The sequence below is a fragment of the Thermofilum adornatum genome (genome assembly GCF_000446015.1).
In the GTDB taxonomy this organism is placed as follows: Archaea; Thermoproteota; Thermoprotei; order Thermofilales; family Thermofilaceae; genus Thermofilum; species Thermofilum adornatum.
Genome location: NC_022093.1, coordinates 488,890 through 510,634 on the forward strand (window position 1 = coordinate 488,890; position 21,745 = coordinate 510,634).

A 21,745-nucleotide genomic window follows, 5' to 3' on the forward strand; every position below is an offset into this window, starting at 1 on the left:
TCTCATCGGAGATATTTTCCACAGTATGGGCATATAATGTGGAGGTCGCCATAGGGCAACTCGCGTCCACAGTGGGGGCAACGTTTTATACTGTCTTGACCAGCTTCGAGAATTTGTTCTTGTTTAGGCTCCACTGGAACCACAACCTGAACCGGTTCCTGTCTCACGGGTTGCATAGGTGCCCGTCTAGGCTGTTCAATGAGTGGTTGTTCAACTGGTGGTGCCTCGTATTTTCTTTGCGGTGTAGTGGGAGGAGGCCGCACTACTACTGGAGACGGCTGAACTAGTGGAGCGGCCTGGAGGGGTGCCTGCGGCTGCTGGATAATTGTTTCTTTGGTGGGCGTCTTGTAGAGGACTTCATAGACTTGCTTGAGTTTTAAGGTGTATGCCCTGACTGTTCTGTCAATTACTAGATAGGTGGAGACAAGAGCAACGGGAATCTCGGCGCCGATTGAAGCTAGGAGAAAAAGTATGTTCTGTCCTAGAAACAAGTATACAAGTATTCCAGAAATCAGTACAGAGCCAGTCACGCCTAGGGAAATATAGAGATATATTTTTGCTTCTTCACGTAGTTTCTCTGGTGACAACTCTGGTCTGATCTTAGCTGGATTTGGTTCTCGAGGGTTTTGCTTGGAGTTTCTCGCGGGTATTTTTAAAGGCAAATTCTAGCACCAAAAATCCATGGTGTTTTCAATATTTGTTGTTATCGTTTCTTGCAATGATTATGCTTCTTGTTGTGGCATCACGAGTTTTTTGACTACGGCTTTTTCCTCATCTATTTCCAGGTCCGCTATGTCGCTCTTACGTAAGAGATCTAACACGTCTTGGGTATTGCTCGAGATTCTTGGGTTAGAGACTTTAACCTCGAGACCCAGAGACTTTACGAGCTCCTGTAAAGTATACGTGATGTCTCTGACTTGGCTTCTGACTTCGACAAGTGAGTCTTCGGCCTGGGAGAGTAGCTTTAAAACCCTCATGAGAACCTTTTTGCTGTCGTCTGGTATCTGTTCGTTTATAACGAGGTCTTCTATAAGTTGCATTGCTTCCCCAATATAGTTCCTCATACTCATAGCATACAATAATTGGAAGACCCAAGATTTATCTGGCACGATCCATAAATCTTGTAAATATAGGGGTAATACTTTCTTCCTACAACGTAATGTCTAGTAGCTGTTGCTAGCTGAAAAGGAACTTTATCATTTCGAAAATGTGTCCCTTGATGAAATGTGAATGCTCTACTGCATGGAGTCTCTGGGTGGGCAGAGGGTAGCTAGCAATGTTTAGCAGGTTCAATATCTTTGTCACGGCTGTCTCGTGTCTTATCAATCTTGGATACTCGAGTTTGACTATTGTTTTTGAGTAGACGTCTCCACCGACTTTTCTTGTAGCATATACGTCTGCCCTGAGTTCTATAGCTTTAAAAAGAAGAGACAAAGAAACATAGTATGCTACGAGAAAAATTATAAAGAATGAGGAATGAGGGCTTGAGGAAAGTATCCAGTAGGCTATCGGAACTCCTGTCAAGAATAGAAGAGGTAAGATTACAGTATCCCTGTTTTTGATGTGAGAATATTCATGCATCAGGACGCCTTTTAGTTCTTCAGGAGTTAGCTCTGCCAATAGTCCAGTAGAGATAAGAACCAAGGGCCTTGGGAATGAGATACTGTAGGATACACGCTTTACCGTGTTAACTAAGTAGACCCGTGGCTTCTTTTTGTTTGTCTGGAAGACTTCTTTAAAGTCAAAGACGTATATTGATAGCTTCGTAGGATTTACACTGTTGTTCCTTAACACTGTCGATATTGTTTCTTCATCGATTTTTTGGCTAACCACCTGATATAGAGCTTTTTTTGTTGAGAGATATTTTTCTCTCGGCAATACTTGACCGTCGACCTGTATCTTGATAACTAGGAGTTGCTTGTCGTCAGCTCTCGTTGCCTTTAATACAATGGGTAATACAAGGCTCACTAAGCTAATGAAGACGAAGACCAGTAGAACAGTGTAGAGGAAAAGAGACCAAATAGATGCCTGGAAAATTTCTGTCATGAATATAAGTAAAGTTAGCAGTGGGACTGCAAGGAACGCCCAATTATATACTTCCCTGTTTTTCGAAAAGAATGTTTTAGGCTTTGCTTTTCCTTTCGAAAGGGGAAAAATGAATACAACTTCTCGTTTTGAGCCGCAGAGTGAAAAAATTTTTTGGTAGAGTTTTTTCAGGTCTAAGCCTTTATGATTCTTGTCTAGAAAAAAGGACACTTTATGGCCAGAAAAAATTACACCTATCTTCTCTCCACTGTATATGTTCTCGGCTACGACAAGATTTCTTTTTTCAGTTCTTACCCGGTAACCATTACTTGCTAGGAAAATTTTGATTTCAGAAAAAACTTTCTCTGTTTCATCGAGACATGCTGGAGGAATAAAGAAGTCTATTTTTTCGTCCATGAAACCACGAAAAAATACCTGGTTAGTCGAGCTCGATTTCTACTTCTTCCTTGTCTTTGCCTCTCTTTACGCCTGAAAGGAGCACGCCTGCAACCATTGTTGCGGCTCCTGCCGCAAGTGCCTCTACCGCAGTTATTGGTCCGAGGAGTGGGATGTCTAGTAGTATGCCCGTGTTGACTGTGACTTCTTGGTCGCCTGTAAGCGTTATTGTGGTCTTGGTTGAGATTCTCTTGTAGCTTGCCTCGATGGTGTACTTTGTAGTTGGTAGCTGCTGGAAGACCGCTATTCCGTTTGCATCTGTCTCCATTGACTGGGAATATCCACCGTCATTTGTAATGGTTACGGTTGCTCCGGTGAGGGTGTTGCCCAAAGCAGTAACTACCTTGACACGTAGGTTGTAGACTGGGCACTTGAGTACTATGTCTTGGTCCATGAGAGTGCCGAGAGTTATCGAGGCTATCTCGACTCCCTTGAATGTTCCAGTGATCTTGTAGACGCCCGGAGCATAGATGTTTATCTTTGCTGTGCCATCGGCTCCGCTCAATGTGTCAAGTGAGACTGGGCCTTCCACGTGAACCTTTACGCCTGAGATCGGGTATCCTTTCGAGTCGACAAATTTGAGTGTAAGTGGTGCCCAGTTAATGTTGAAGACGTAGGTTCCATCCTCCATGGCATCGCCGTTCTTTACCATTATTGTAGCCTCGTTTTTCTCGAGGACGGCTGTGCGCCATGTTCCAAGCCATCCAGTAGTGTAGTTTTCTACGTTTTGTATTACTTGTCCGCTTGGCAGTACTATTGAGGAGATTCTGGCGATTGCGGGTACCTGGACCACTATGTAGGCTGAGTACGCATTTCCTATGTCGGCCTTTGAAACCTTTACTACTAGCCCGTTCGGTGTCCAGGTTCCAGCCTCCTTGTAGTATATTGGAACTATCAGGGCCTGCAGGTCTCTATTCTGGTTGTTGTTTATCTTTACTGTTTGTCCAAACACGATGTAGCCCTTTATCCAGTAGTTCATGAGGAGCGGCGGTATGAGGAGAGACGCTCCCCTTATATCGAATTCTTCCTGCCTTGAAAAGACATAGCTAGCCATTGCAGCCTCGATACCGGTTGTTGGATCGATTGATAGGGGTCCAGGAGACACTGAGTAAAGGACTACTATGAATCCAAGTGGGCTCCAACCGTTTCTGTTCTTGAGGCTGAATACCTTGGAGGACTTTGCAGGCACAGTTATTTCGGTAAATGTGTCCTCTACCACGAGGAGCGCGTTTGGCATGACTTTTTCTTCTCCCTTGGCAACCGTTATAGTGTATTTTCCGAACCCGACTCGTCCAACATTTATCTCGACATGTTTTGGATCAACTTTTACTATCCCTGCACCTAGCCTCTCCTGTATGCCGAGATCCATTAGGTTGTCGCCATTTGGACCAATGACTCCAGCTATACTGTAGGGTGCATAGTTGTCGAGTGTAACTTTGAGTATGACGTCCTGGATTCCTAAGCCGGAAAATTCCGAAGTGTCAACTGTTAAGTTTCCATCGCCGAGCTTCTCATAGTAAGTCTTAACAAAGTACGTCAACACCCTGACACTTACTGTGCCATTGAAGCCGTTCGATGCTAAAACGACTTCCCCACTATTTGATGCTATCGACTTTACCTTTCCCATGGACTGACTAACCGAGTCATACTTTACTGGGACAATCTGTGGTGGAGCCGCGTCGTCGAAAACCACGACTACTTTCTCTAGCTTGAAGCCTGGCGGCTCAGCCGCCCCTGCTACACTAATAACGTTCTTGCTTCCAAAGTCTAGAACCAGACTATCCGATACGGCGAGCTGGACATCGACCTTAGCGTAAAACTCGGCGTTTACAGGCTGGGGAACCACCATGCTAACCAATGGTAGAGCTACAAGTAGCACTACTAACAATCCAATTATTCTCTTCATGCCAGTTCAACTAATCACATTTCACGGAAACAAAATTACTTGTTCAATCCTTAATCAACAACAAACCACTGTAAGAAAAGCGTATTACAACCAATATTTCCAGGGCAATGACTTCAGGTGTAAACAGTAAATGAGACGTATAATAGAGAAAGTGGCGCCGGGGCCGGGATTTGAACCCGGGACCCCTCGGTTAACAGCTTCACCCCACACAGGGTGGTCGAGTGCTCCGCCTGGCTGAGCTACCCCGGCCCGAGGTTTAAGTCTCCAATGCTCGCTCCATTATGTTTTGTTCTGGGTTTTATATTTTTTGTGGAAGGGGCAGAGTGCCTGCAAGTCCTACTGTGCTTGCCAGCCTGTTTTTGAAAAAAGTGGTGCGGGGGCCGGGATTCGAACCCGGGCAGGCCTACGCCAGCGGATCTTAAGTGTGGGCCTGTGTTTTCCAGGCCGCCCCCTTTGTCCTAGCTCGGGCACCCCCGCCAAGATATCTGTGTATTCTGAGGGCTATAAGATTTTCGTGGTTAATAGGTATATGATATCAAGTGGGTTTTCTCGTGTTTTTCTTTAATGTTTAATCTCTTTTTTCTTATAGAGGCCTTACTTTTTCTTTGTTGATGAAAAGTTAAAATATTTGTTTAAAATTTGTGTCTGTGGCTATAATGTATGTCTGATAGGGGTCAAAAATCGAGGGACCATGAGTTGCCTCTAGCTCCTCTGCGTAGGATTTTTCGAAGCCAGGGGGCCGACCGTGTTAGTGATGATGCTGTGGCGTTGCTCCGTGAGTATCTGGAGAAGGTTGCTAAAGAGATAGCTTTGGAGGCTGTGGAGGCTTCTCGGCATGCCAACAGGAAGACCGTCACAGATGAGGATGTAAAATTTGCTATTTCCCGTCTGCAGAGGACGTATATGCTCCAGTCTCTATGAGACATGGAAAAGCGGTAAATTTATTTTTTGGAAGTTTTGTTGCACGTAGGGGGGACTAAATGGGCAATGTAAAACCGAAGCTGGTCAAGAGGACAGCCAAAATGCTGGTAGAGATGCACCCAGACGCGTTTACAACGGACTTCGAGTTTAACAAGAGGAAGGTAGCAGAGCTCTTAGATATATCTTCTGAAATGTTGCGAAACCAGATTGCTGGTTATGTTACTCGGCTAGTTAAGAGGCAGAAACTTATTGAGCAAAAGCTGGCTATGCGTCAGGAAATTACCATGACGGACGAGGAGGAGTACATAAAGAGGATAGAGGGCTTCACGTCGTAGAGACTGTTCTCCAATTATTCTATTAGAAAATTAAAAATAGGTGAGGGTGAATATTATCTCTATGATAGGAAAAATTGTAGACGTAAATGATTTAGGCTATGCACTTGTAAAACGTCTCACAATTTCTTCTGGGAACGCCGAGGTGGACGTAGAGATACCTACACGTGTGCTACAGGAGGCAAACTTTTACGCGGTAAAGGACCGTGACGTAGAGTTTGAGGTTTCACACGAAGTTGGGGATCTCGACAAATGGCAAATCGTGATGTCGGGAGAAGTCTATTTGAAAAATGAGAAGGAGAAACTAGTCTTTAGTTCTCTTGGTGGTCTCCGCTTGGCTATAAAATCGGAAGAGTTTTACCGTGATTTAAAGGTTGGAGACAAAATATATTTTAAGCTCCGATCAGTTTAAGACTAGATGATGGTTGGCGCCAATTTCTTAGATAAAGTTTTGGACTGGACTCGCAGAACCAATTCGCTTGTTGAGTTCTTCTTTAATGAAACCCTTTACCGTGTCCGGATAGACAAATTTATCAGGGCGGAGGACGCCTCGGGAAACATTGTTCCGTGGAGCAAAGCCTTTGGGACGAAAAAGCCTATTGATGTCTTTGTAACCTTCCATATAAAGAGAATACTTGTTAAGAGAGACGGGAAGGAAGAAAATTACAGCAACCTCGAGGAGTTTCTAAAACTAATTTAGGTTGAGAAGAAAGAAAAAGAATAAGTATATATAAAAGATTAAAGAAGAGAAATATTAAGAAACATTATAAAGGGGATAAATCTTGCCAAAGATGCTTTCAGAAAAAGACCTAACATACCCGGAGGCATTGAGGATCCTAGAACAGGAAGAATCAAAAAGGGACTTAACGAATATCGAGCGGTACACACTTGAGTATCTCCGAAAATTTTCCAAAATAGGTGACCCTGCGAAGGCCCGAGAGGCAGTGGAGCGTCTAGTCAAGGAACTGGACATACCAGAGACAATCGCTGTCCAGCTAGTAAATGTAAAACCGTCCGACGTTTCAGAGGTCAGAGTTTTTCTTGCCACTTTAAACAAGGTCTTCACCGAGGAGGAATTAAAAAAGATAATTGAAATATTGTCTTCGACAGAGTAAAAAATTTTGGGAGGCGATTTTTCTTGCATTCAAGAGGAGACTATCCGAAGAGACCTTTTAAACCTTTAGAAGAGGAAGTCATTGTTCTAGACGTCCTTCCATACGGTGATCCTATCCGTGGCATACGGTCACCCCTGATACAGACAATTGGAGTTTCAAGGTTTCTTCTAATAGAGCTTAGATCACTTATACATCAGGCGCCATCCCTAAAGCCACTGGACTTGGTGTCTCTTAGTTCTAGCCTGGACGGCAAGATTCTAGCATTTGGCAGATACCTGGCATACGAGGACTTAACTGCTACTGCGAAGTCTACTCTTCCAGATGCCATCGCATTGATTGTCAAGTCTCAGGAAAAACGTTTTGTAAACTTTTTCAATAACGCCCAGCCATTGTCGAAAAAGGCACATACATTGGAACTTCTTAAGGGCATAGGCAAGAAGACATTGTGGACGATTCTAGATGAAAGAAGAAAAAAGCCTTTCGAGTCTTACGAGGACATAAAGAAAAGGGTGGACATTGACCCTGTAAAGCTTATCGTTGAAAGGATACTTGACGAACTTAGAAGCCCACAGACAATATACTTATTTGTTAATCCTCCCTATGGTCCTTCTCCCAAGAGGAGCTTTGAAGAACGTAGAGGCTGGGGCTAAGGGTTAGTTATGGTGTCAGAGGTTCTTCAAAAAGCAGAGAAGATTCTTCGTGAAAACCCCTCGGTTTGCGACTGGTGTCTTGGAAGATTTTTTGGTCTTAGAGGCTCCGAGTTGACTAACGCCGAGCGGGGAAAAGCCATAAAGACACTTCTATTCATGGAGGCGTATCAGGCTGTACCAAGAAATGTTGATGAAGAACTTCTTAAGGGCCTCGCGAGGAGCGGCTTTGCCCCCGCGCGGGAACTCGTCAAAAAGCTTTTTGGGGAAGAAATTGAAAAGTCCACATGTAGTGTGTGCGGTGGCCTAACAGAGAAATATGAAGAGATAGCGAAAAGGGTTTTAGGAGAAGCAAAGAACTACGAGTTTACGACTTTTGAGATAGGGATACGTATTCCTCCGAGTATTCTTCGTAGAGAAGAAGACTTCTGGGTGAGGTATGGATTATCGTCTGCCGAGAACCTCAAGAACGAGGCAAGCAGAGAGATAGGCAAAGCCTTTTCAAAGCTTTCTGGAAAAGAGTATAGCCGAAACAATCCAGAGCTCACCATCATTATAGACCTGGAAAATGATAGTATCGAGTTTCTTCCTGCACCCCTGTTCATATATGGGAGATATAGGAAGCTCGTACGTGGACTTCCGCAGAGTCCGTGGCCACAGCCAGATGAGCGTATAAAGTTCCCAACAAGTATTGAGGAACTTATCGCGAAGCCGGCCATTGAAATGTTTAAAGCTGAAAATGCTAAGCTCCACGCTGCTGGGAGAGAAGACATAGATGTTCGCACCCTCGGCAGTGGGAGACCGTTTGTTTTAGAGCTTAAAAGACCGAGGATAAGAAATGCGGACTTGAAGATTTTGCAGGAGAAGATAAACAAGGAGGCTAATGGCCTTATAGAGGTATTTGATCTGAAATTTGCCGACAGGAAAACTTTGAAGAGGCTCAAAAGCCTATCATCAATAGCTAAAAAGAAATATGTAGCCCGCGTCGTCTTCGAGGGATCTTTGGACGATGCCAAGCTACAGGAACTACCCAAGATTTTCCATCATGCCACGATTAATCAATGGACGCCAACAAGAGTACTCCATAGGCGTGCAGATAAGCTTAGAAAGAAAATAGTGTATTCCGTCGATGTTAGAAAGATTTCTGACAATGAGGCTGAGCTCGTTATTGAGGCTCAGGGAGGATTCTATATTAAAGAATTTATACACGGAGACAACGGCAGGACAACGCCGAGCATAGCTGAGTATCTGGGTGTAGGTGTAAAAAGTATAGAGCTGGATGTAGTTGAAATTGAAGAAGCTTTTTCAAGTTAAACAGCTAACGCCTAGTTCTGTGCTTGTTGTACTGCGAAGGGTTTCATATGCTCGGGAGTAGTTATTATTTTCTTTATTTTGCTCCCAACTAAAATCTCTATGACATATGCTCTTCCACGTTTTTCAACTATTGTCCCGATTTTTCCTTGGTAGCGTCTATGGGGCGCAGTTTCAATGTATGTGGGATCTATATCAATAATTACTTTGTCATTTATATTGTACTCATACATTAGTCTGCTAAGGCCCCTGTATCCTCTTTCGCGTGGATGCTGTCTAAGTAGTTTTCTTCCCCTGTTCCGGTATCCATGCGAGTGCCTCATAAGTTTCCCTCTTCGATATTTTGCTGTTTATTTTTAAACATTGCGGCGCCGCAAGTAGACAACGCCCTAGGGGGAATACATTTTAAGCTGGTGCCTTGTCTAATGCTAGATATGGTTTGGAGTGAAGTATTCGAGATAGAAGAGATAGATCTCCTCGGTAGAAATGGGAAGCTTTACACGAGAAGAGGAGTCGTAGAGACACCTACATTGACCCCCGTTATAAACCCGTCTAAACCCGTAGTTGAGCCGCGGGAAATCGCCGATATGGGCTTTAAGCTGTTGATGACCAATAGTTACATTGTTAAGCGTCACTATGGTGAGCTGGCTAAGGAAATAGGTGTCCACGGCGTTCTCGGCGTAGAAACCCCCATAATGACAGACTCTGGCGCGTATCAGTTAATGGTATATGGCCATGTGGAAGTGGATCCTATCGAAATCGTGAATTATGAAATTGAAATCGGGTCCGATATTGGAGTTATCCTAGACATCCCAACAAGGAAAGGTGTAGCCAAGGAGCAAGTCTTGAGCGAGGTAAACGAAACAATTCGAAGGGCAAGCGATTCTCTGAAGCTGGATAGGAAGGGTATGCTCCTTGTAGGTCCTGTGCAGGGAGGCCAGTATGTAGACATAGTTGCTTATTCTGCTAGCAAGATGGCTCAGATGCCTTTCGACGTGTATGCAGTTGGAGGCCCTACACAGTTTATGGAGGAATATGACTTCCCAGAACTCGTCAAGCTGGTCATGACTGCACGGCTAAACCTGCCCTGGGAGGCCCCCCTCCACCTGTTTGGTGCTGGTCATCCAATGATGCTTCCCTTGGCTGTAGCGATGGGTGTAGATACTTTTGACTCTGCATCGTATGTTCTCTATGCACGAGAAGATAGGATTTTGACGCCTAGAGGAACTCTTCGTCTAGAGGAGATAAGGGAGCTCCCCTGCAACTGTCCAGTATGTTCAAAATACACGGCTAGTGAATTGAGAGAGATGCCCAAGCAGGAAAGAACTGTCCTACTTACTAAGCATAACCTATACGTCATAATGAGGGAAATAAGGAACATACGTGAGGCAATCCATGAGGGCAGGTTGTGGGAAATATTAGAAGAAAAAGCCATGACACATCCATCCATGCGGGAGGCGTTAAAAACCTATGCAAGGTATGCTGAATACATTGCAAAGACACATCCAGTTACAAGGTCGCCAGTACAAGGTGTTTTCTTTTATAGTTGGCTGAGCAGGTACAGACCGGAGGTTGTAAGACACATTAATAGACTTGCTAGAAGACACCACAAGTCCCGTGACATACTGCTTGTGTTCGAAGAAACACCACAGAAGCCATTTACCCGTATGGGACTTATAAAAGAGCTTCTCTCTATTGACAAGGATCTACCAGTCGACGTAGACTTTGTTGTGCTGTCTGCATCTTTTTCAATTATTCCTCTTGAACTGGACGGAGTGTATCCTCTTTCACAATACGAAGCTGCAAGTACAGTATTTGAGGAGGCAAAGGACGAGATCTCGACGGATCTTGTATGGTTTGTTCTGAGCAAAGAATACAAGGGACTCATTTTTGTCTACCACTCTCTTCCGAGAAGCTTTGTGGAACAGCTTCAGCAAAAACTTGTGCTTGAGGGGGTACTCTTTATACCTATAAAGATTGAAAGCTATAATGATGCCTTAAAAAATCCCGGAGAACTCGATGCAAAGATAAGGCAGTCAATACGGTCTCTGGAAAATATCCTTTCTTCAGAAAAAAGGTAAGGCCTCAGCGTTTATACATGGTACACTAGCGATTCACGGTTTTTCATTGTGTCTTTTATTTTCTTTTCGAGCTCCTCTAGCTGTTTCTCTAGCTGTTCACCCTCCTCCAGCAACTCTTTAACATCTATCCCTATGCCAGTGATGTTTGAGAAAATTTCTACTGCTTGGGCAGCAGCTCTAGGATCAGGTCTATCGAGTGACGCATATGGAAGAATAGCTACGGCTGGAATATTTCCGGCTTCAAAGTAAGTAAGTAGGGTGGCTAGGGGTCCTACTATCCCTAGCCTTTCATCTATTATTGGAAGCCCATGTTTATTGATGATTTCGGCATAATTTGACAAGAAACTGCTTGTCGGTGCGATTCTCGGCCTTGAGTCTGGCTCTGCAAATGACGCGTCAAGGCCCCCAAAGAGTATGACCATGTCCACATGCATGTCGAATATCATTTGTGCGAGCATTTGTGGAACGATTATCGAGTCTTTTGGACTCACTGGCACATTTGGTAAAAATGCCAGCAAGTTGTCCTTCGCATATAGTTCATATGGTGTTACCACACCGTTTTTTATGCTGACAAAAGGGGTCATGTTCGGAGTTAAGACCATACCTACCCTTTTGGCTTCAAGCTTCGTGACTATGTGTCGGGTAGCTATCCAGCCGACATGCCCTACACCATGAAAGCCCGTAACAAATATTTTGGGAGAGACTCCTTCATTCAGCAATATTTTAGTGTTCTTAGCATAGACTATTTCACGCGTCCCCATATGAGTCTCTACTCTTCATACACAGTTGCTTAAATTTTTTGATGCACAAGGAAAGCTTATGCTACGAAACAGGAAACTCTTGGTTTCCCCTACCAGTTGATACTGGAAACACCTGAAAATATTTATATTTTCAGTTTTTGAATTGGAAAAAGGGTAGAGGTATGGGTATATACCACGGTAACGATTTAAGAAAAATAACAGGAGGACTAAAGGGGAGAATTGCAAAGAAGAAGAGAAAAGCCTTGACAGGGGGATATCCTATACTCACAACTATTGGACAGAAAAACGAGATTAAAGTTGTAAAAGCAACTGGTGAGACATACAAAGCCAAAGTAAAACAAGCTATGGAGGTAAATGTGTATATTCCGAAAGAAAAGAAAACAGTAAAAACGAAGATTACCAAGTTCATTGACAATCCCTCAAACAAAGACTTGGCTAGAAGGGGCATAATAACCAAGGGAGCAATAGTCCAGACAGAAATTGGAAAAGCTGTGATTACCTCCAGACCTGGCCAAGACGGGGTCTTAAACGCGGTTCTCGTTGAATAGAAATGAGAAAAAGAGACGGATATATTATCTGGCCGGAATATTTTGACTCTTCAAAGCCCAGAAAATGGAGACGCGTCTCTAAATCTCTCTCTGTCGATAAACCAACAATAGAAGAAATAAAGGACGCGGCAGTAAAGGCTGGATTCACGGTAATTGTCGACCCAGAAGCCAAACATCCTGGTTTCTGGTTTGACTCGAGAGGCAGGTTGATAGTAAAAGCACAAATGAAGAAAAGCGCCGTGATAAAGACTATTGCGTTGCACCTTAAAAAAATTAGGGAAGAAAAAGCACGCTCTAAGAAGAGATAGCCTTCTTAAGTTCTTCTCGGAGAACCTGCGCTACCACTGCTCCGTCTATTCGGCCTCTAACTCTTTCCATCACTATTCCCATCAGTTTTCCAAAGCTTTTTTCTCCTTTTTGCGAAACGTCTTCTCTGTTCTCCTGGATTACTTTCCTGACTATTTCTCTTAGCTCTTCAATAGTAAGCCTTTCTAGCCCAGCTCTTTTTAAAACTTCTTCGAGAGATGCATCAGGATTCTTTGCAAATTCCGTTAAAACAACTGGTATTGCCTCTTTTGCTATTTTACCATCTGCTACAGCCTTAAATGTGGCGAGTAAGTGTTCTTCTGTTAGGTTTTCTACTGGTATATTGTCTCGCCGGAGACTTACAATGGTGTTCGTCAATGTTGTAGCTATGAGCTGCGGTGCCAGGCCAGTTGTCTTAACAGCTTCTTCGAAAAAGTATATTTGTTGCTGGCTGAAAAGCTGGAACGCCATATCTTTTGGCAAGCTATATTCTTTCATTAATCTTTCAAGTGTCTTTTCTGGGGGCTCTGGCAGGTTTTTCCTCAACTCTTCTAGGTTTTCTGGAGTTATCCTGATTGGTCGTATGTCTGTCTCTGGATACATTCTAGCGCTTCCAGGCCGTGGACGCATAAACTTTGTGGTTCCATCAAGATTCGCCGCACGTGTTTCCTCTGGGACACCTTCTAATGCCTCTTTTGCCCTCTCATATGCAGCTTTTAATGCCCTCATTACTTTTTCGCGTGAATCCACAATTAGTATAAAGGCGTCATTCGCCTCGACTCCTAGCCTGGTCTTTATTTTTTCAACTTCGTCCTTGGTTATCCCGTATCCTGGTAGCTCATCGCTGTGAAATAGTCCCCCAACTCCGCCCCAATATCTAGCCCTGTCGGCTAGTTCTGTTCCAAGCCTGCGTCCTGGCTGGATTTCTCTGCCCAGTAAACCTCCAAACCCCTTAAGTTTAAGGGCCAAAGCTACGCCTCCAGAATCGAGAGCCTTCTTTACTACTTTTGACTGTGAACTTCTTAGTATATCTGTGACGTCGACAGGCTCAAAGACGAGGTCTTCTTCTTTGACATTTCTTCTTTTGAGCTCATCTCTTATATCGAGCAACGATAGTTGCCTTTGAATTTCCAATTCAACTATTTTAGGTATGAGGTCTAGGTATTGTACACCTTTAATTTCTATCCTTGCACCTCCCTCCACAGAGATGTTGAGATCCTGCCTAATCGTTCCTAGACCCCGCTTAACCTTCCCCAAAGCCCTCAACAGTAATCCTATACGTAGCGCGACTTCCCGTGCCTCTTCTGGAGACTCTATGTCTGGAGCCGTGGCCACTTCTATGAGAGGGATACCTAGACGATCCAATCTGTAGCTAACATACCCCTCATGTTTCTCCTCGGTTTTCCTGGCCGCATCCTCTTCCAAGCAAACAGTCTGAATACCAATCTTCTTTCCATTAACATCAATAGACCCACCTAGGCTTATCAGGGACGTTCTCTGGAAACCCGAGACATTCGAGCCGTCGATAACTATTTTCCTCATAACGTGTACTTCATCTACGATGCTAGCTCCAATCATTAAAGAGAATTTCAGCGCCAGCTCAAGTGCCTCACTGTTCATGTTGTGGGGAGGCTCCTCGTCCATCTCTACTAGACACACGTTATCCCTGTGACACTCATATCTATAGGCAAGCCCCTTCTCGTATTCAAACAAGGCCGCTGGGTCTATTTCTCCAATTTCACTCTTAGCGAGCCTGAGCCTCCTCGTAAACACAAAATGAGGCGGATCCTGGGTCAGCCTCGTTGGACAAGAGCAGAAAAGCTTTTCAGCCGTGTCTAGCATCTGGTGTATCTCTAACCCACATTTTATCTTCACGCCTTGCATTTTGCATCACCCGCGATAGGCTCCAGGATAATATTCAAACCCGGTCCTCTTGTCAAACTCAAAAGCAATATTTGTCTGGAAAAGCCTCTTTGCCTCGTCTAAGTCGTCCGTCTGCCCAAAAATCCAGCTAAGCTTGACATATGCTGTTTCAGGGGTCATGTCCTCGGCTGGCACGACGCCCGCCTTCAACAACTCAACACCAGTTCGATAAACGTTCAGGTTAACCCGCCCCCATAAGCACTGGGAGGTCATTGCAACAAATACACCTTGCTGTACAATGTCTCTAACGGCACCTATAAGCCCTTCATTTATGTGTCCCAGACCTGTGCCTTCAATAACTAGGGCTTTATAGCCCCTCTCAGAGAAGAAACTAAAAATGTCAGGAGTCATACCTGGATAGAACTTGACTAACGCGACCTTGTCGCTGAATCTGGGATAGGCTTCTACAGCTTTTTCTCTTCCCTTGTACTTGTCAGTCTTGAGCTTTAGCTCTCTCGTGTATGGATTAATCTCTGCAAGAGGAACTGCATTGATACTCATAAAAGCATCACGTCTGCTTGTATGCATCTTACGGGCCCTCACACCCCTGTGTACAAGAATTAAGTCGTCGCTTGTAGTTGCATGCATCGCTATGACGGATTCCGCAAAAGGAGCTTTGATTGCGGCTATTGTTGCTCCAATTGCGTTGAGAGCCGCATCACTGGAAGGCCTGTCTGAAGACCTCTGTGCTCCAACAAAGACTACTGGGCCCGGAGCCTTTTGTATAGCGAATGCCATTGCGGCTGCAGTATAGTGTAGAGTATCGGTGCCATGTGCTACAACTATTCCCCTTACGTCGGGCTCATCTCTGAGCACTTTTTCGATTTCTTGGGCAAGCTGGCTCCAGTGACGCGGAGTCATGTTCTCGCTGAAGATGCTATAGACCGTCTTCGTAGTGATATTTGCTATCTCCCTAAGTTCAGGTATCATTGAGTAGAGCTCTTCTGCGGTAAAATACGGGTAGACTGCTCCTGTAACATAGTCAACCCTAGAAGCGATTGTTCCACCCGTACTAAGAAAGTGCACTCTTTCCCCGCGTGGAGTTTCTCCGCTAGGATATAAGGCCTCTTTTGATGTTGGCTGAGCCTTGCCGCTAAATTTCTCTACCAACGTAATGGAAGATATTCTCTCAGCAGAAATCCCAATATTATAGCCATTATCAAGCTTTACAACAATCACATCTGGGTCTCCGAAGGAGGGGCGAGGCATCACTAGTCCTTCGAGGGTCTGCCCGTTTGTAAGAGACAGTTTTACGCGGTCAAAAGTAGACGCGCCTACACTTGATAAGAGTTCTTTAACCTTAGGACCATAGCCACTCAGAGCTTCCATAGATCTCGCATTCTACTTGAAAATGAACTATAAAAAATCATTTATTTCGCCTTTAGGATAGGTCACCATAAAACACGGCACTTTATTTTTGCTGGGACGCTTTCCGGCCATAAGCTTTATATACGTTTTTACCCATACATGCATCGGATCAATATGCCGTCCCACGGAAGCTTGACTAAGGCTGGTAAAGTTAGAAATGCAACTCCAAAGATTCCACCGAAACCCAAGAAGAACCTCATTCCAAGAAGAAGGAACTACAGGAACTATAAAAGAAGGATACTTTACGCACAGTCTGCAAATCAATAAGAAATACTTGATTCAGGTCAAATGTTCTTTGAATACTTTATCGATTAACCCAGCGAGAGCTTCGTCTAAGTTTTTCCCCTTTTTAAGTGATCCGTATACAACTTTTACCCCATCCTCGCACGTGAACATGTTGTTTAGCCATGCATAAGCTAGAAAAGCTTCCACGGCTTCGCCCTTATCAATCCCCTCTATGTCTAACGTCGCAAGGATAGACAAGCTATAGACACTTTGGAGGATCTTTCCCGAAACTTTTATCCCAGTTGCACCCTTCTGCAGTGATAGTGCCGCTGAAGCTATAAAGTTAACAATTGCGTCGCCAAGAAGAGCTAGCTTCTTGTTTGAAAGTATCTTTTTGAAGTTCGCGGGGGAACCTACAAGACTCATTTATGCTGGGCTACCTGCTTCTTTAGTTCCTCGAGCTTGTTCTTTATATTTTCTGTTGCTTCTCGAAAAGCGTCAAGAGGAGACTTGGACCCACTGGTCCTAATCATTAGTCGTGCAGTCTTCAGCAAAGGATGTTCAACCCTATATGCTGCTTCGACATTTGGTATGCTGTTTAACTCGTCTACGATAAGATTTAGGAGTGTGTGACCTTCTCCCTCAATTTTTAGTTCAAGGAAATTCTGCGTATATTTCTCTACATATATTGCTGTTTTTTGGGTAGCACTCACTATTAACACCTCTTGTGCATGTTTTGAGGGTCTGCTATTAATTTTATTATATCTTTACTGATTGTTTTTCTTCCTCGCGTGAACTCTCACCGACAATATAGTAGTAGATTGTGTGTGACCTTCCACCCTCATTTACCTCTAGTATTTTTACAGGCTTCCATCCCGTTATCTGGAAATCGTGTGACACTATTCTTGTCTCGGGTTTTAGCTCCTTTTTCAGTTTCGGTTTTAGTTTCTCGTTTACACTTGTCAGAAGATATAGGAAAACTACGTCTGCTGGAGGAAAAGCCACATCAAAAAAACTCCCATTCACGATTAGTACGTTATCGGATACCCCCGCTTCAATAACATTTTTGTAGGCGCGTTCAAGCAGGTCTTTCCTAATCTCTATACCCACAGCTCTTGCCCCAAAATCTCTTGCAGCAATTATGAGGGAACGCCCATCTCCACATCCAGGGTCCAAAAAGAGCTCGCCACGCTTTAGACCAGCGATCTCCAATGCTTTCTTTATGACCTCATAGGGGCTCGGAACATAGGGGACGATAGTTGACATAGTCAAAAAAACATTAATTCAGCAATTTATCATTTTTCTTTGGCAAGCAATGTCATTGTATGATGATTTTCTGTCTTGAGCAAGTGAACAAAAGTATATATTTATCTTTACATTTATAACAACGTGATTCATACGAGCCTGACAGAAAAACAAATCGAACTGATAAAGCATCTCTTCAAGAAAAGCAAGCCAATGAGAGTATTCACAGTCACTGACACACAGTTAAAAATCTCACAGGACATTGGAATATCCCGCCAAGCGCTAAATATACATTTAAGGAAACTGAAGGAGCTAGGCTACATACGAACAGGAAGAGGATTCATAGACCTAACAGAAAACGTGTTGCCAATCATAGGCAAACAGAGGGGAGACGCTTTCATCTTTGTAAAGCTCGATCCACCCAAAAGGCTACCAGCATACGAGGCCATCAAAGAACTACCAGTCGACAAAATCTACAGAGTAACAGGCGACATAGACGTCATTTTACAAGTGTCACAGCCTATGCTGGACGAAGTTCTAGACAAAATCAATACGATCGACGGCGTAAGAGAAACAAAAACCTACGTGGTTATCGAGACATTAAAGTAGCTCCTCAAATTTGCTTCAAGAAAACAGGATTTCATTTATCTCTTCAACCAGTCTCATTTCTCTTTCATTTTTGTATTCCCTAAGCAGAAACCTGATTTTCTGGATCTTGCTGGAGTCTAGCATTAGATTCTTCGAGAGCTTTTCTGGTAAATGGGACCACTCGCCTAGAAAATATCCCATGAATTGCGCAAGGTTTGATCTCCTAGAAGAAACAGAGGCAGATTCAAAATCTATAATGTAGGGCTCCCTCTTCCACGGATCTATAATTACATGGTTAAATGGTCTCGACAGTTCGTTATGAGCTATGCCAATAGTGTCTAAGAGGTAAAGCTTATAGAGAATCTTATGGAATGTCTCTTGTAATTCTTCTCGGGAATTTATACCTTGCAACCAGTCGGCAAAGTCAAGCCCCTCTATAAATCTCCATACCAAGAAGTTTCTGGATGACGCTAACAATTCAGGCCCAATGTTTGTTCCCTTGATTTTTTCTAGAATCTTGGCCTCGTGCAGAAGTGAGAACCGATTAGCATCTGTTCTCCTAATTTTTACGGCCACAGGTTCGCCCCTAAGAAAGCCTTTAACAACGAGAGCCGTTGTCCCTTTCCCAACTATTCTTTTTCCATAGACTTCACTTCCCCCTCCGAGGCAAAGGGTTCGTATTCCCAGCAAGCCTAGCTCTACGCATCGTCTTATAGCACATGTAAGTTCTCTGGAAGGGTAGCACAGGACAGTGCTGAGCTCGTTTATTGTATACACATTGTCCAGTTCTCGACACCGGTAACCCATCGGTAAACCTCGACATAGTATTCCTGCGGAAGATACGAAACAATGTCTCTCAGTTTATTTATCTCCCATGAGAATCCAGGGTAGCTCTTTAGAGCTTTTAGCAAATAGTCTCGAGGGTCAAGTGGTATTCTCTTCCTCAATACTGCTACTCTTCCTTCGATTATTATTGGAGCGATATGTCTTGAAGCCCATTTTTTGACGAATTCGACACTGTTCGGGTGCCAGACGGGTGGACCCATGTGCAGATAAATAGGAGACTGCACCATGTTTTCAAAAAAGAACAATATTGCCGGAGACCCATTTATCTTTGTTACATGTGTTCTAAGGACTCTAAAGCCGTAGCTTTCCATTGCACTTGAGGATTTTCTAGCTATCCTTTGAAGCTTTGCAAGCAGTGCGTCTTCAGGAAGCTTTGGATACTTTGTCGCCATAGCTACAAGGACGTCATGGGAGTTAAGAACCGAGACGAGCTCCTCGAATGTAACTCTAAGGTTTGGGGGGTCCAGCAGGCAACACATAATGTCTTTGTTTTCTGAGAATAATTTTCCTATCAGAATAAGTTTTGATAATGCTTCTTGGCTAACCGAGGCCGCCGCATTGCGCTTATGGTCGACGGGGTCGATTACAACTATTGGCTGGCCCTGGAAGAGTTTTCTGGCCTCGGGAGATGGAGGAATGAAGATTTTTCCCGGCCTCCAATTCGCCGCTGCTAAGAGGAGATTCTCTAGACCGCCAAAATATGTGACAAGAATTTCAGCGAGATACCCCGAGAACCCGTGTACGCTTTGCTCGGCACCGTAGATGTCTAGATTCATCAAGAGCTTCTTGAAGAGCCTGATTTCGGCCTTGAGGTGCGGTTTTTCTGACAAAACCCTCTCTAGGTACTCTGTGTGTAGCTGGGTTCTATCGACAGGTGTTGTGACTTCTTGAGAGGAGGAAACCCTATAGGCTGGGACCAGTTCTACCTCTTGTCCATCTGGTAGTACAAGTGTATAGTAGGGATGCGATGCGTAGCGTTCCTCTACGTACGCGTTCAGATCTCCGGCAACGCTGTGGGCAACCTTCTTTACTAGCTGGCTCATTTCCTCGAGGGCGTATCTTTTGGGAAAGAGGACGAAGAGGTCTAGGTCTGCCTTGCCTCTAAGCCATGTATCGTGCCGATAAGAACCATGATACTCGGCCTTTACTGTTTCATCTCCAATTATTTCTCCAATACTTTGCTGTACAAGTACCCTTACTTTGTCTGCCAATTGACTTATCTTTTTCCTTTCCTCTGGGGAGGGCTCTATCTGTTTAACAACTTTTTCTAGACATTCAGGATAGCTCATACCTCATTAGCTCCTTGTAAATTGGACCCCTAGGCGTCAAGATACTCTGATATAGCGCAAAATACTTTATTTCTTGGGTCCCGAATAATAAATCTTTAGAGGAGTCAATTATTTTCCTAGCCTCAGCGTTGAGAGGTCCCTTGAGTCTAGCAATGGTAAGATGTGGGTGAAAATCCTCGTCTGGTTCTGGGAGCTTTATGGATGCAAGTTTTCCTCTAACTTGATTCGCCAGTGATACTAGATCTTCTGCTCCTTCCTCTACTCCTATCCAGAGAACCCTTGGCCTCGACATTGCCGGAAAAGCGCCTACGCCTTTCAGGGAAATCCTAAACGGGTGAAACTTGACTTCTGAAAGCCTATTTTTCACTGTTTCTAATGTTGTCAATGGTATTTCGCCTAGAAATCTTAAGGTGAGATGAAAGTTTTCTGTTTCCACAAATTTGGCGTGGAGGCCTGATTTTTGTAGATCCTGTTGGAGAATGCCTATGCGTGCCACGGTTTCTGGGGCCTCAATTTTCACCGCGATAAAGCTACGGATGAGCTCAGTCATCTTTCTCAAGCCACTCTTGGAGTTTTGGGCACGAATATATTTCTCTTTCTCCAGATGCACATTTTTGCAGGTATGGACAGTAGAAACATGGTATATTGTCCAAGAAATCTGGAAGCCTTATCTCCTCGTGTTTTCTCGCTAACCTGAGAATATAGGTTTTCCGCCCCTTATACGTCACTTGTTCTTTTACTAGGAGGCCCTGTGCTTCTAGCTTTCTAAGAATCTTTAAACCCTTTCTACTGTCTAGGTCGAGTTTTTTCCATATTTCTCTTTGAAGTATCCCGTTGTCTCCGGCTTCCCTCAGTATCTCGAGTATACGTCGCTCTAGAGCTTGAAATTGAACCGAGCTTTCTTCTAGCTCTTCAATGTCTTTTTCCTCGGTGAAGGCTCTTGTAGTTGGTGCCACACTATCCCCCTACTTTATTTTGATAAGAACAATAATATATTGTCTTCGATTGGCGCGCTAAAAGCTAATTTATTTATGAAAAAATGATTATTCTCCTAGGGTAGAAAGCATGCAACACTTGCTGGTATTCATAATTGGTCCAGCTGGTTCTGGAAAGAGCACTTTCACATCAAGCTTTAAAGACTGGCTTTTGTCCCAGAACGTTCCTGTATCCACCATAAATATGGATCCGGCCGTAGAATCGCTCGAATATGACCCAGACATAGATATTAGGGAATTTGTATTTGTGCGTGATGTATTGGAAAAATATGATCTTGGCCCGAATGGTGCAATTATAGCTTCACTTGATCTCGCAGTTGAGTATCTAGATAAAGTCACGGACCAGGTCAACGAGCTACCGGAGGGATATGTCCTAGTCGACACACCGGGGCAAATGGAGATATTCGCTTATAGGCAGAGCGGAAGGTACATTATTAAGGAGCTTTGTCCTTTGGATAGGAAGTGCTCAGCAGTATTTTTGATTGATGCAACAATTTGCATGGAGCCCTACGACTTCTTGTCGCAGATCTTTCTCTCGTCTTCGGTTTACTACCGTTTCAGGGTTCCCCTTTTAGCCCTCATTAACAAAATCGACCTCCTGGATCAGAAAGAAAGAGAAAAAATAGCGAAATGGGTCTCCGAGAAAGATGCATTAGAAAATGCCCTGGAAGGCATAGAGTCAGTTGACAAGGATTTCACGAGAAAAATTGCAAGGATGCTGTCTGAATATATGGAAATCGTACCGTTCATACCTGTCTCTTCAAAGCTAAGTGAAAATTTTGAAGAAGTCTATTATTACCTCCATCAAATATATCGTGGCGGCGAGGACTTCGAAAAAGAAGAGCTTGAAGAGTAAA

At 43.9% G+C, this 21,745-nt stretch carries 28 protein-coding genes and 2 tRNA genes; 13 read left to right on the forward strand and 17 right to left on the reverse strand.

Annotated elements, in window-relative coordinates; translation table 11 throughout:
• Positions 1-2: 2 nt before the first annotated feature.
• The 6 genes from N186_RS02640 to N186_RS02665 all read right to left on the reverse strand — a co-directional run bounded on the left by N186_RS02640 (position 3) and on the right by N186_RS02665 (position 4,864).
• Positions 3-662, reverse strand: a complete 660-nt coding sequence (locus tag N186_RS02640; protein ID WP_020962231.1) for a zinc ribbon domain-containing protein — start codon at positions 660-662, stop codon at positions 3-5.
• Between the two features lie 60 nt (positions 663-722).
• Positions 723-1,070, reverse strand: a complete 348-nt coding sequence (locus tag N186_RS02645) for a hypothetical protein (RefSeq protein ID WP_148681998.1) — start codon at positions 1,068-1,070, stop codon at positions 723-725.
• Positions 1,071-1,176: 106 nt separating this feature from the next.
• Positions 1,177-2,442 carry a M56 family metallopeptidase gene (locus N186_RS02650; RefSeq protein ID WP_020962233.1) on the reverse strand — a complete coding sequence of 422 codons (1,266 nt, stop codon included), beginning with the start codon at positions 2,440-2,442 and terminating at the stop codon, positions 1,177-1,179.
• A gap of 22 nt (positions 2,443-2,464) precedes the next feature.
• A complete protein-coding gene (locus tag N186_RS02655; protein ID WP_020962234.1) occupies positions 2,465-4,387 on the reverse strand; it encodes a carboxypeptidase-like regulatory domain-containing protein in 1,923 nt (640 codons plus the stop codon).
• Positions 4,388-4,539: 152 nt separating this feature from the next.
• Positions 4,540-4,636: transfer RNA gene (locus N186_RS02660), tRNA-Asn, on the reverse strand.
• 120 nt (positions 4,637-4,756) lie between these two features.
• Positions 4,757-4,864: transfer RNA gene (locus N186_RS02665), tRNA-Leu, on the reverse strand.
• A 183-nt stretch (positions 4,865-5,047) separates the two neighbouring features.
• Here N186_RS02665 and N186_RS02670 point away from each other — a divergent pair.
• From N186_RS02670 to N186_RS02700, 7 genes are all read left to right on the forward strand, one after another.
• A complete protein-coding gene (locus N186_RS02670; protein WP_020962235.1) occupies positions 5,048-5,308 on the forward strand; it encodes a histone family protein in 261 nt (86 codons plus the stop codon).
• Positions 5,309-5,367: 59 nt separating this feature from the next.
• On the forward strand, positions 5,368-5,643 hold the full coding sequence (locus tag N186_RS02675) for a 30S ribosomal protein S17e (protein WP_020962236.1): 276 nt from the start codon (positions 5,368-5,370) through the stop codon (positions 5,641-5,643).
• Between the two features lie 61 nt (positions 5,644-5,704).
• Complete coding sequence (locus tag N186_RS02680) at positions 5,705-6,052, forward strand: hypothetical protein (RefSeq protein ID WP_020962237.1); 348 nt, start codon at positions 5,705-5,707, stop codon at positions 6,050-6,052.
• A gap of 6 nt (positions 6,053-6,058) precedes the next feature.
• Positions 6,059-6,340: a hypothetical protein gene (locus N186_RS02685; protein WP_020962238.1), complete on the forward strand. Its 282-nt coding sequence runs from the start codon at positions 6,059-6,061 to the stop codon at positions 6,338-6,340.
• A 91-nt stretch (positions 6,341-6,431) separates the two neighbouring features.
• Positions 6,432-6,755 carry an RNA polymerase Rpb4 family protein gene (locus N186_RS02690; protein ID WP_020962239.1) on the forward strand — a complete coding sequence of 108 codons (324 nt, stop codon included), beginning with the start codon at positions 6,432-6,434 and terminating at the stop codon, positions 6,753-6,755.
• Between the two features lie 23 nt (positions 6,756-6,778).
• Complete coding sequence (locus N186_RS02695; RefSeq protein WP_020962240.1) at positions 6,779-7,405, forward strand: DUF655 domain-containing protein; 627 nt, start codon at positions 6,779-6,781, stop codon at positions 7,403-7,405.
• Positions 7,406-7,414: 9 nt separating this feature from the next.
• A complete protein-coding gene (locus N186_RS02700) occupies positions 7,415-8,716 on the forward strand; it encodes a tRNA pseudouridine(54/55) synthase Pus10 (RefSeq protein ID WP_148682000.1) in 1,302 nt (433 codons plus the stop codon).
• A gap of 11 nt (positions 8,717-8,727) precedes the next feature.
• Here the strand turns inward: N186_RS02700 and N186_RS02705 are convergent, their stop codons facing one another.
• Positions 8,728-9,036, reverse strand: coding sequence for a 50S ribosomal protein L21e (locus N186_RS02705; protein ID WP_020962242.1), 309 nt, complete (start codon positions 9,034-9,036; stop codon positions 8,728-8,730).
• 111 nt (positions 9,037-9,147) lie between these two features.
• Here N186_RS02705 and tgtA point away from each other — a divergent pair, with 111 nt between their 5' ends.
• The gene (tgtA, locus tag N186_RS02710; protein ID WP_020962243.1) at positions 9,148-10,794 is read left to right on the forward strand and encodes a tRNA guanosine(15) transglycosylase TgtA; all 1,647 of its coding nucleotides are present in this window, start codon (positions 9,148-9,150) and stop codon (positions 10,792-10,794) included.
• 11 nt (positions 10,795-10,805) lie between these two features.
• On the opposite strand, the gene N186_RS02715 is transcribed toward tgtA, so the two are convergent.
• Positions 10,806-11,555, reverse strand: a complete 750-nt coding sequence (locus N186_RS02715; protein ID WP_020962244.1) for a proteasome assembly chaperone family protein — start codon at positions 11,553-11,555, stop codon at positions 10,806-10,808.
• A 161-nt stretch (positions 11,556-11,716) separates the two neighbouring features.
• Here N186_RS02715 and N186_RS02720 point away from each other — a divergent pair, with 161 nt between their 5' ends.
• Positions 11,717-12,103 carry a 30S ribosomal protein S8e gene (locus N186_RS02720; RefSeq protein WP_020962245.1) on the forward strand — a complete coding sequence of 129 codons (387 nt, stop codon included), beginning with the start codon at positions 11,717-11,719 and terminating at the stop codon, positions 12,101-12,103.
• A gap of 2 nt (positions 12,104-12,105) precedes the next feature.
• Positions 12,106-12,411, forward strand: a complete 306-nt coding sequence (locus N186_RS02725; RefSeq protein WP_020962246.1) for a signal recognition particle subunit SRP19/SEC65 family protein — start codon at positions 12,106-12,108, stop codon at positions 12,409-12,411.
• Here the strand turns inward: N186_RS02725 and gatE are convergent.
• Entirely contained in the window at positions 12,398-14,293 is a 1,896-nt protein-coding gene (gatE, locus tag N186_RS02730; RefSeq protein ID WP_020962247.1) for a Glu-tRNA(Gln) amidotransferase subunit GatE, read from the reverse strand. The two genes, N186_RS02725 and gatE, sit on opposite strands and share 14 nt — an antisense overlap.
• A gap of 6 nt (positions 14,294-14,299) precedes the next feature.
• Positions 14,300-15,661: a Glu-tRNA(Gln) amidotransferase subunit GatD gene (gatD, locus tag N186_RS02735; protein WP_020962248.1), complete on the reverse strand. Its 1,362-nt coding sequence runs from the start codon at positions 15,659-15,661 to the stop codon at positions 14,300-14,302.
• Positions 15,662-15,814: 153 nt separating this feature from the next.
• Between gatD and N186_RS02740 the strand changes: the two genes are divergently transcribed.
• Entirely contained in the window at positions 15,815-15,967 is a 153-nt protein-coding gene (locus N186_RS02740; protein ID WP_020962249.1) for a 30S ribosomal protein S30e, read from the forward strand.
• Between the two features lie 12 nt (positions 15,968-15,979).
• Here N186_RS02740 and N186_RS02745 read toward each other — a convergent pair whose 3' ends face one another.
• The 3 genes from N186_RS02745 to N186_RS02755 are packed head-to-tail and all read right to left on the reverse strand — an operon-like array spanning position 15,980 to position 17,191.
• A complete protein-coding gene (locus tag N186_RS02745) occupies positions 15,980-16,351 on the reverse strand; it encodes a ribonuclease III family protein (protein ID WP_020962250.1) in 372 nt (123 codons plus the stop codon).
• On the reverse strand, positions 16,348-16,638 hold the full coding sequence (locus N186_RS02750) for an RpoL/Rpb11 RNA polymerase subunit family protein (RefSeq protein WP_187147050.1): 291 nt from the start codon (positions 16,636-16,638) through the stop codon (positions 16,348-16,350). Before N186_RS02750 ends, N186_RS02745 begins: the two co-directional genes overlap by 4 nt.
• Before the next feature lie 46 nt (positions 16,639-16,684).
• Positions 16,685-17,191, reverse strand: a complete 507-nt coding sequence (locus N186_RS02755; RefSeq protein WP_020962252.1) for an SAM-dependent methyltransferase — start codon at positions 17,189-17,191, stop codon at positions 16,685-16,687.
• 123 nt (positions 17,192-17,314) lie between these two features.
• On the opposite strand from N186_RS02755, the gene N186_RS02760 reads away from it, so the two are divergent.
• A complete protein-coding gene (locus N186_RS02760; RefSeq protein WP_020962253.1) occupies positions 17,315-17,779 on the forward strand; it encodes an Lrp/AsnC ligand binding domain-containing protein in 465 nt (154 codons plus the stop codon).
• A 15-nt stretch (positions 17,780-17,794) separates the two neighbouring features.
• Here the strand turns inward: N186_RS02760 and N186_RS02765 are convergent, their stop codons facing one another.
• The 4 genes from N186_RS02765 to N186_RS02780 are packed head-to-tail and all read right to left on the reverse strand — an operon-like array spanning position 17,795 to position 20,849.
• The gene (locus N186_RS02765) at positions 17,795-18,535 is read right to left on the reverse strand and encodes an RIO1 family regulatory kinase/ATPase (RefSeq protein WP_020962254.1); all 741 of its coding nucleotides are present in this window, start codon (positions 18,533-18,535) and stop codon (positions 17,795-17,797) included.
• A complete protein-coding gene (gene cca / locus N186_RS02770; protein ID WP_020962255.1) occupies positions 18,523-19,893 on the reverse strand; it encodes a CCA tRNA nucleotidyltransferase in 1,371 nt (456 codons plus the stop codon). Before cca ends, N186_RS02765 begins: the two co-directional genes overlap by 13 nt.
• Complete coding sequence (thpR, locus tag N186_RS02775; protein WP_020962256.1) at positions 19,880-20,443, reverse strand: RNA 2',3'-cyclic phosphodiesterase; 564 nt, start codon at positions 20,441-20,443, stop codon at positions 19,880-19,882. Before thpR ends, cca begins: the two co-directional genes overlap by 14 nt.
• Complete coding sequence (locus N186_RS02780) at positions 20,436-20,849, reverse strand: helix-turn-helix transcriptional regulator (protein WP_020962257.1); 414 nt, start codon at positions 20,847-20,849, stop codon at positions 20,436-20,438. The genes thpR and N186_RS02780 overlap by 8 nt, the downstream gene beginning before the upstream one ends.
• 109 nt (positions 20,850-20,958) lie before the next feature.
• On the opposite strand from N186_RS02780, the gene N186_RS02785 reads away from it, so the two are divergent.
• Positions 20,959-21,744: an ATP/GTP-binding protein gene (locus N186_RS02785; RefSeq protein ID WP_020962258.1), complete on the forward strand. Its 786-nt coding sequence runs from the start codon at positions 20,959-20,961 to the stop codon at positions 21,742-21,744.
• Position 21,745: the final 1 nt, after the last annotated feature.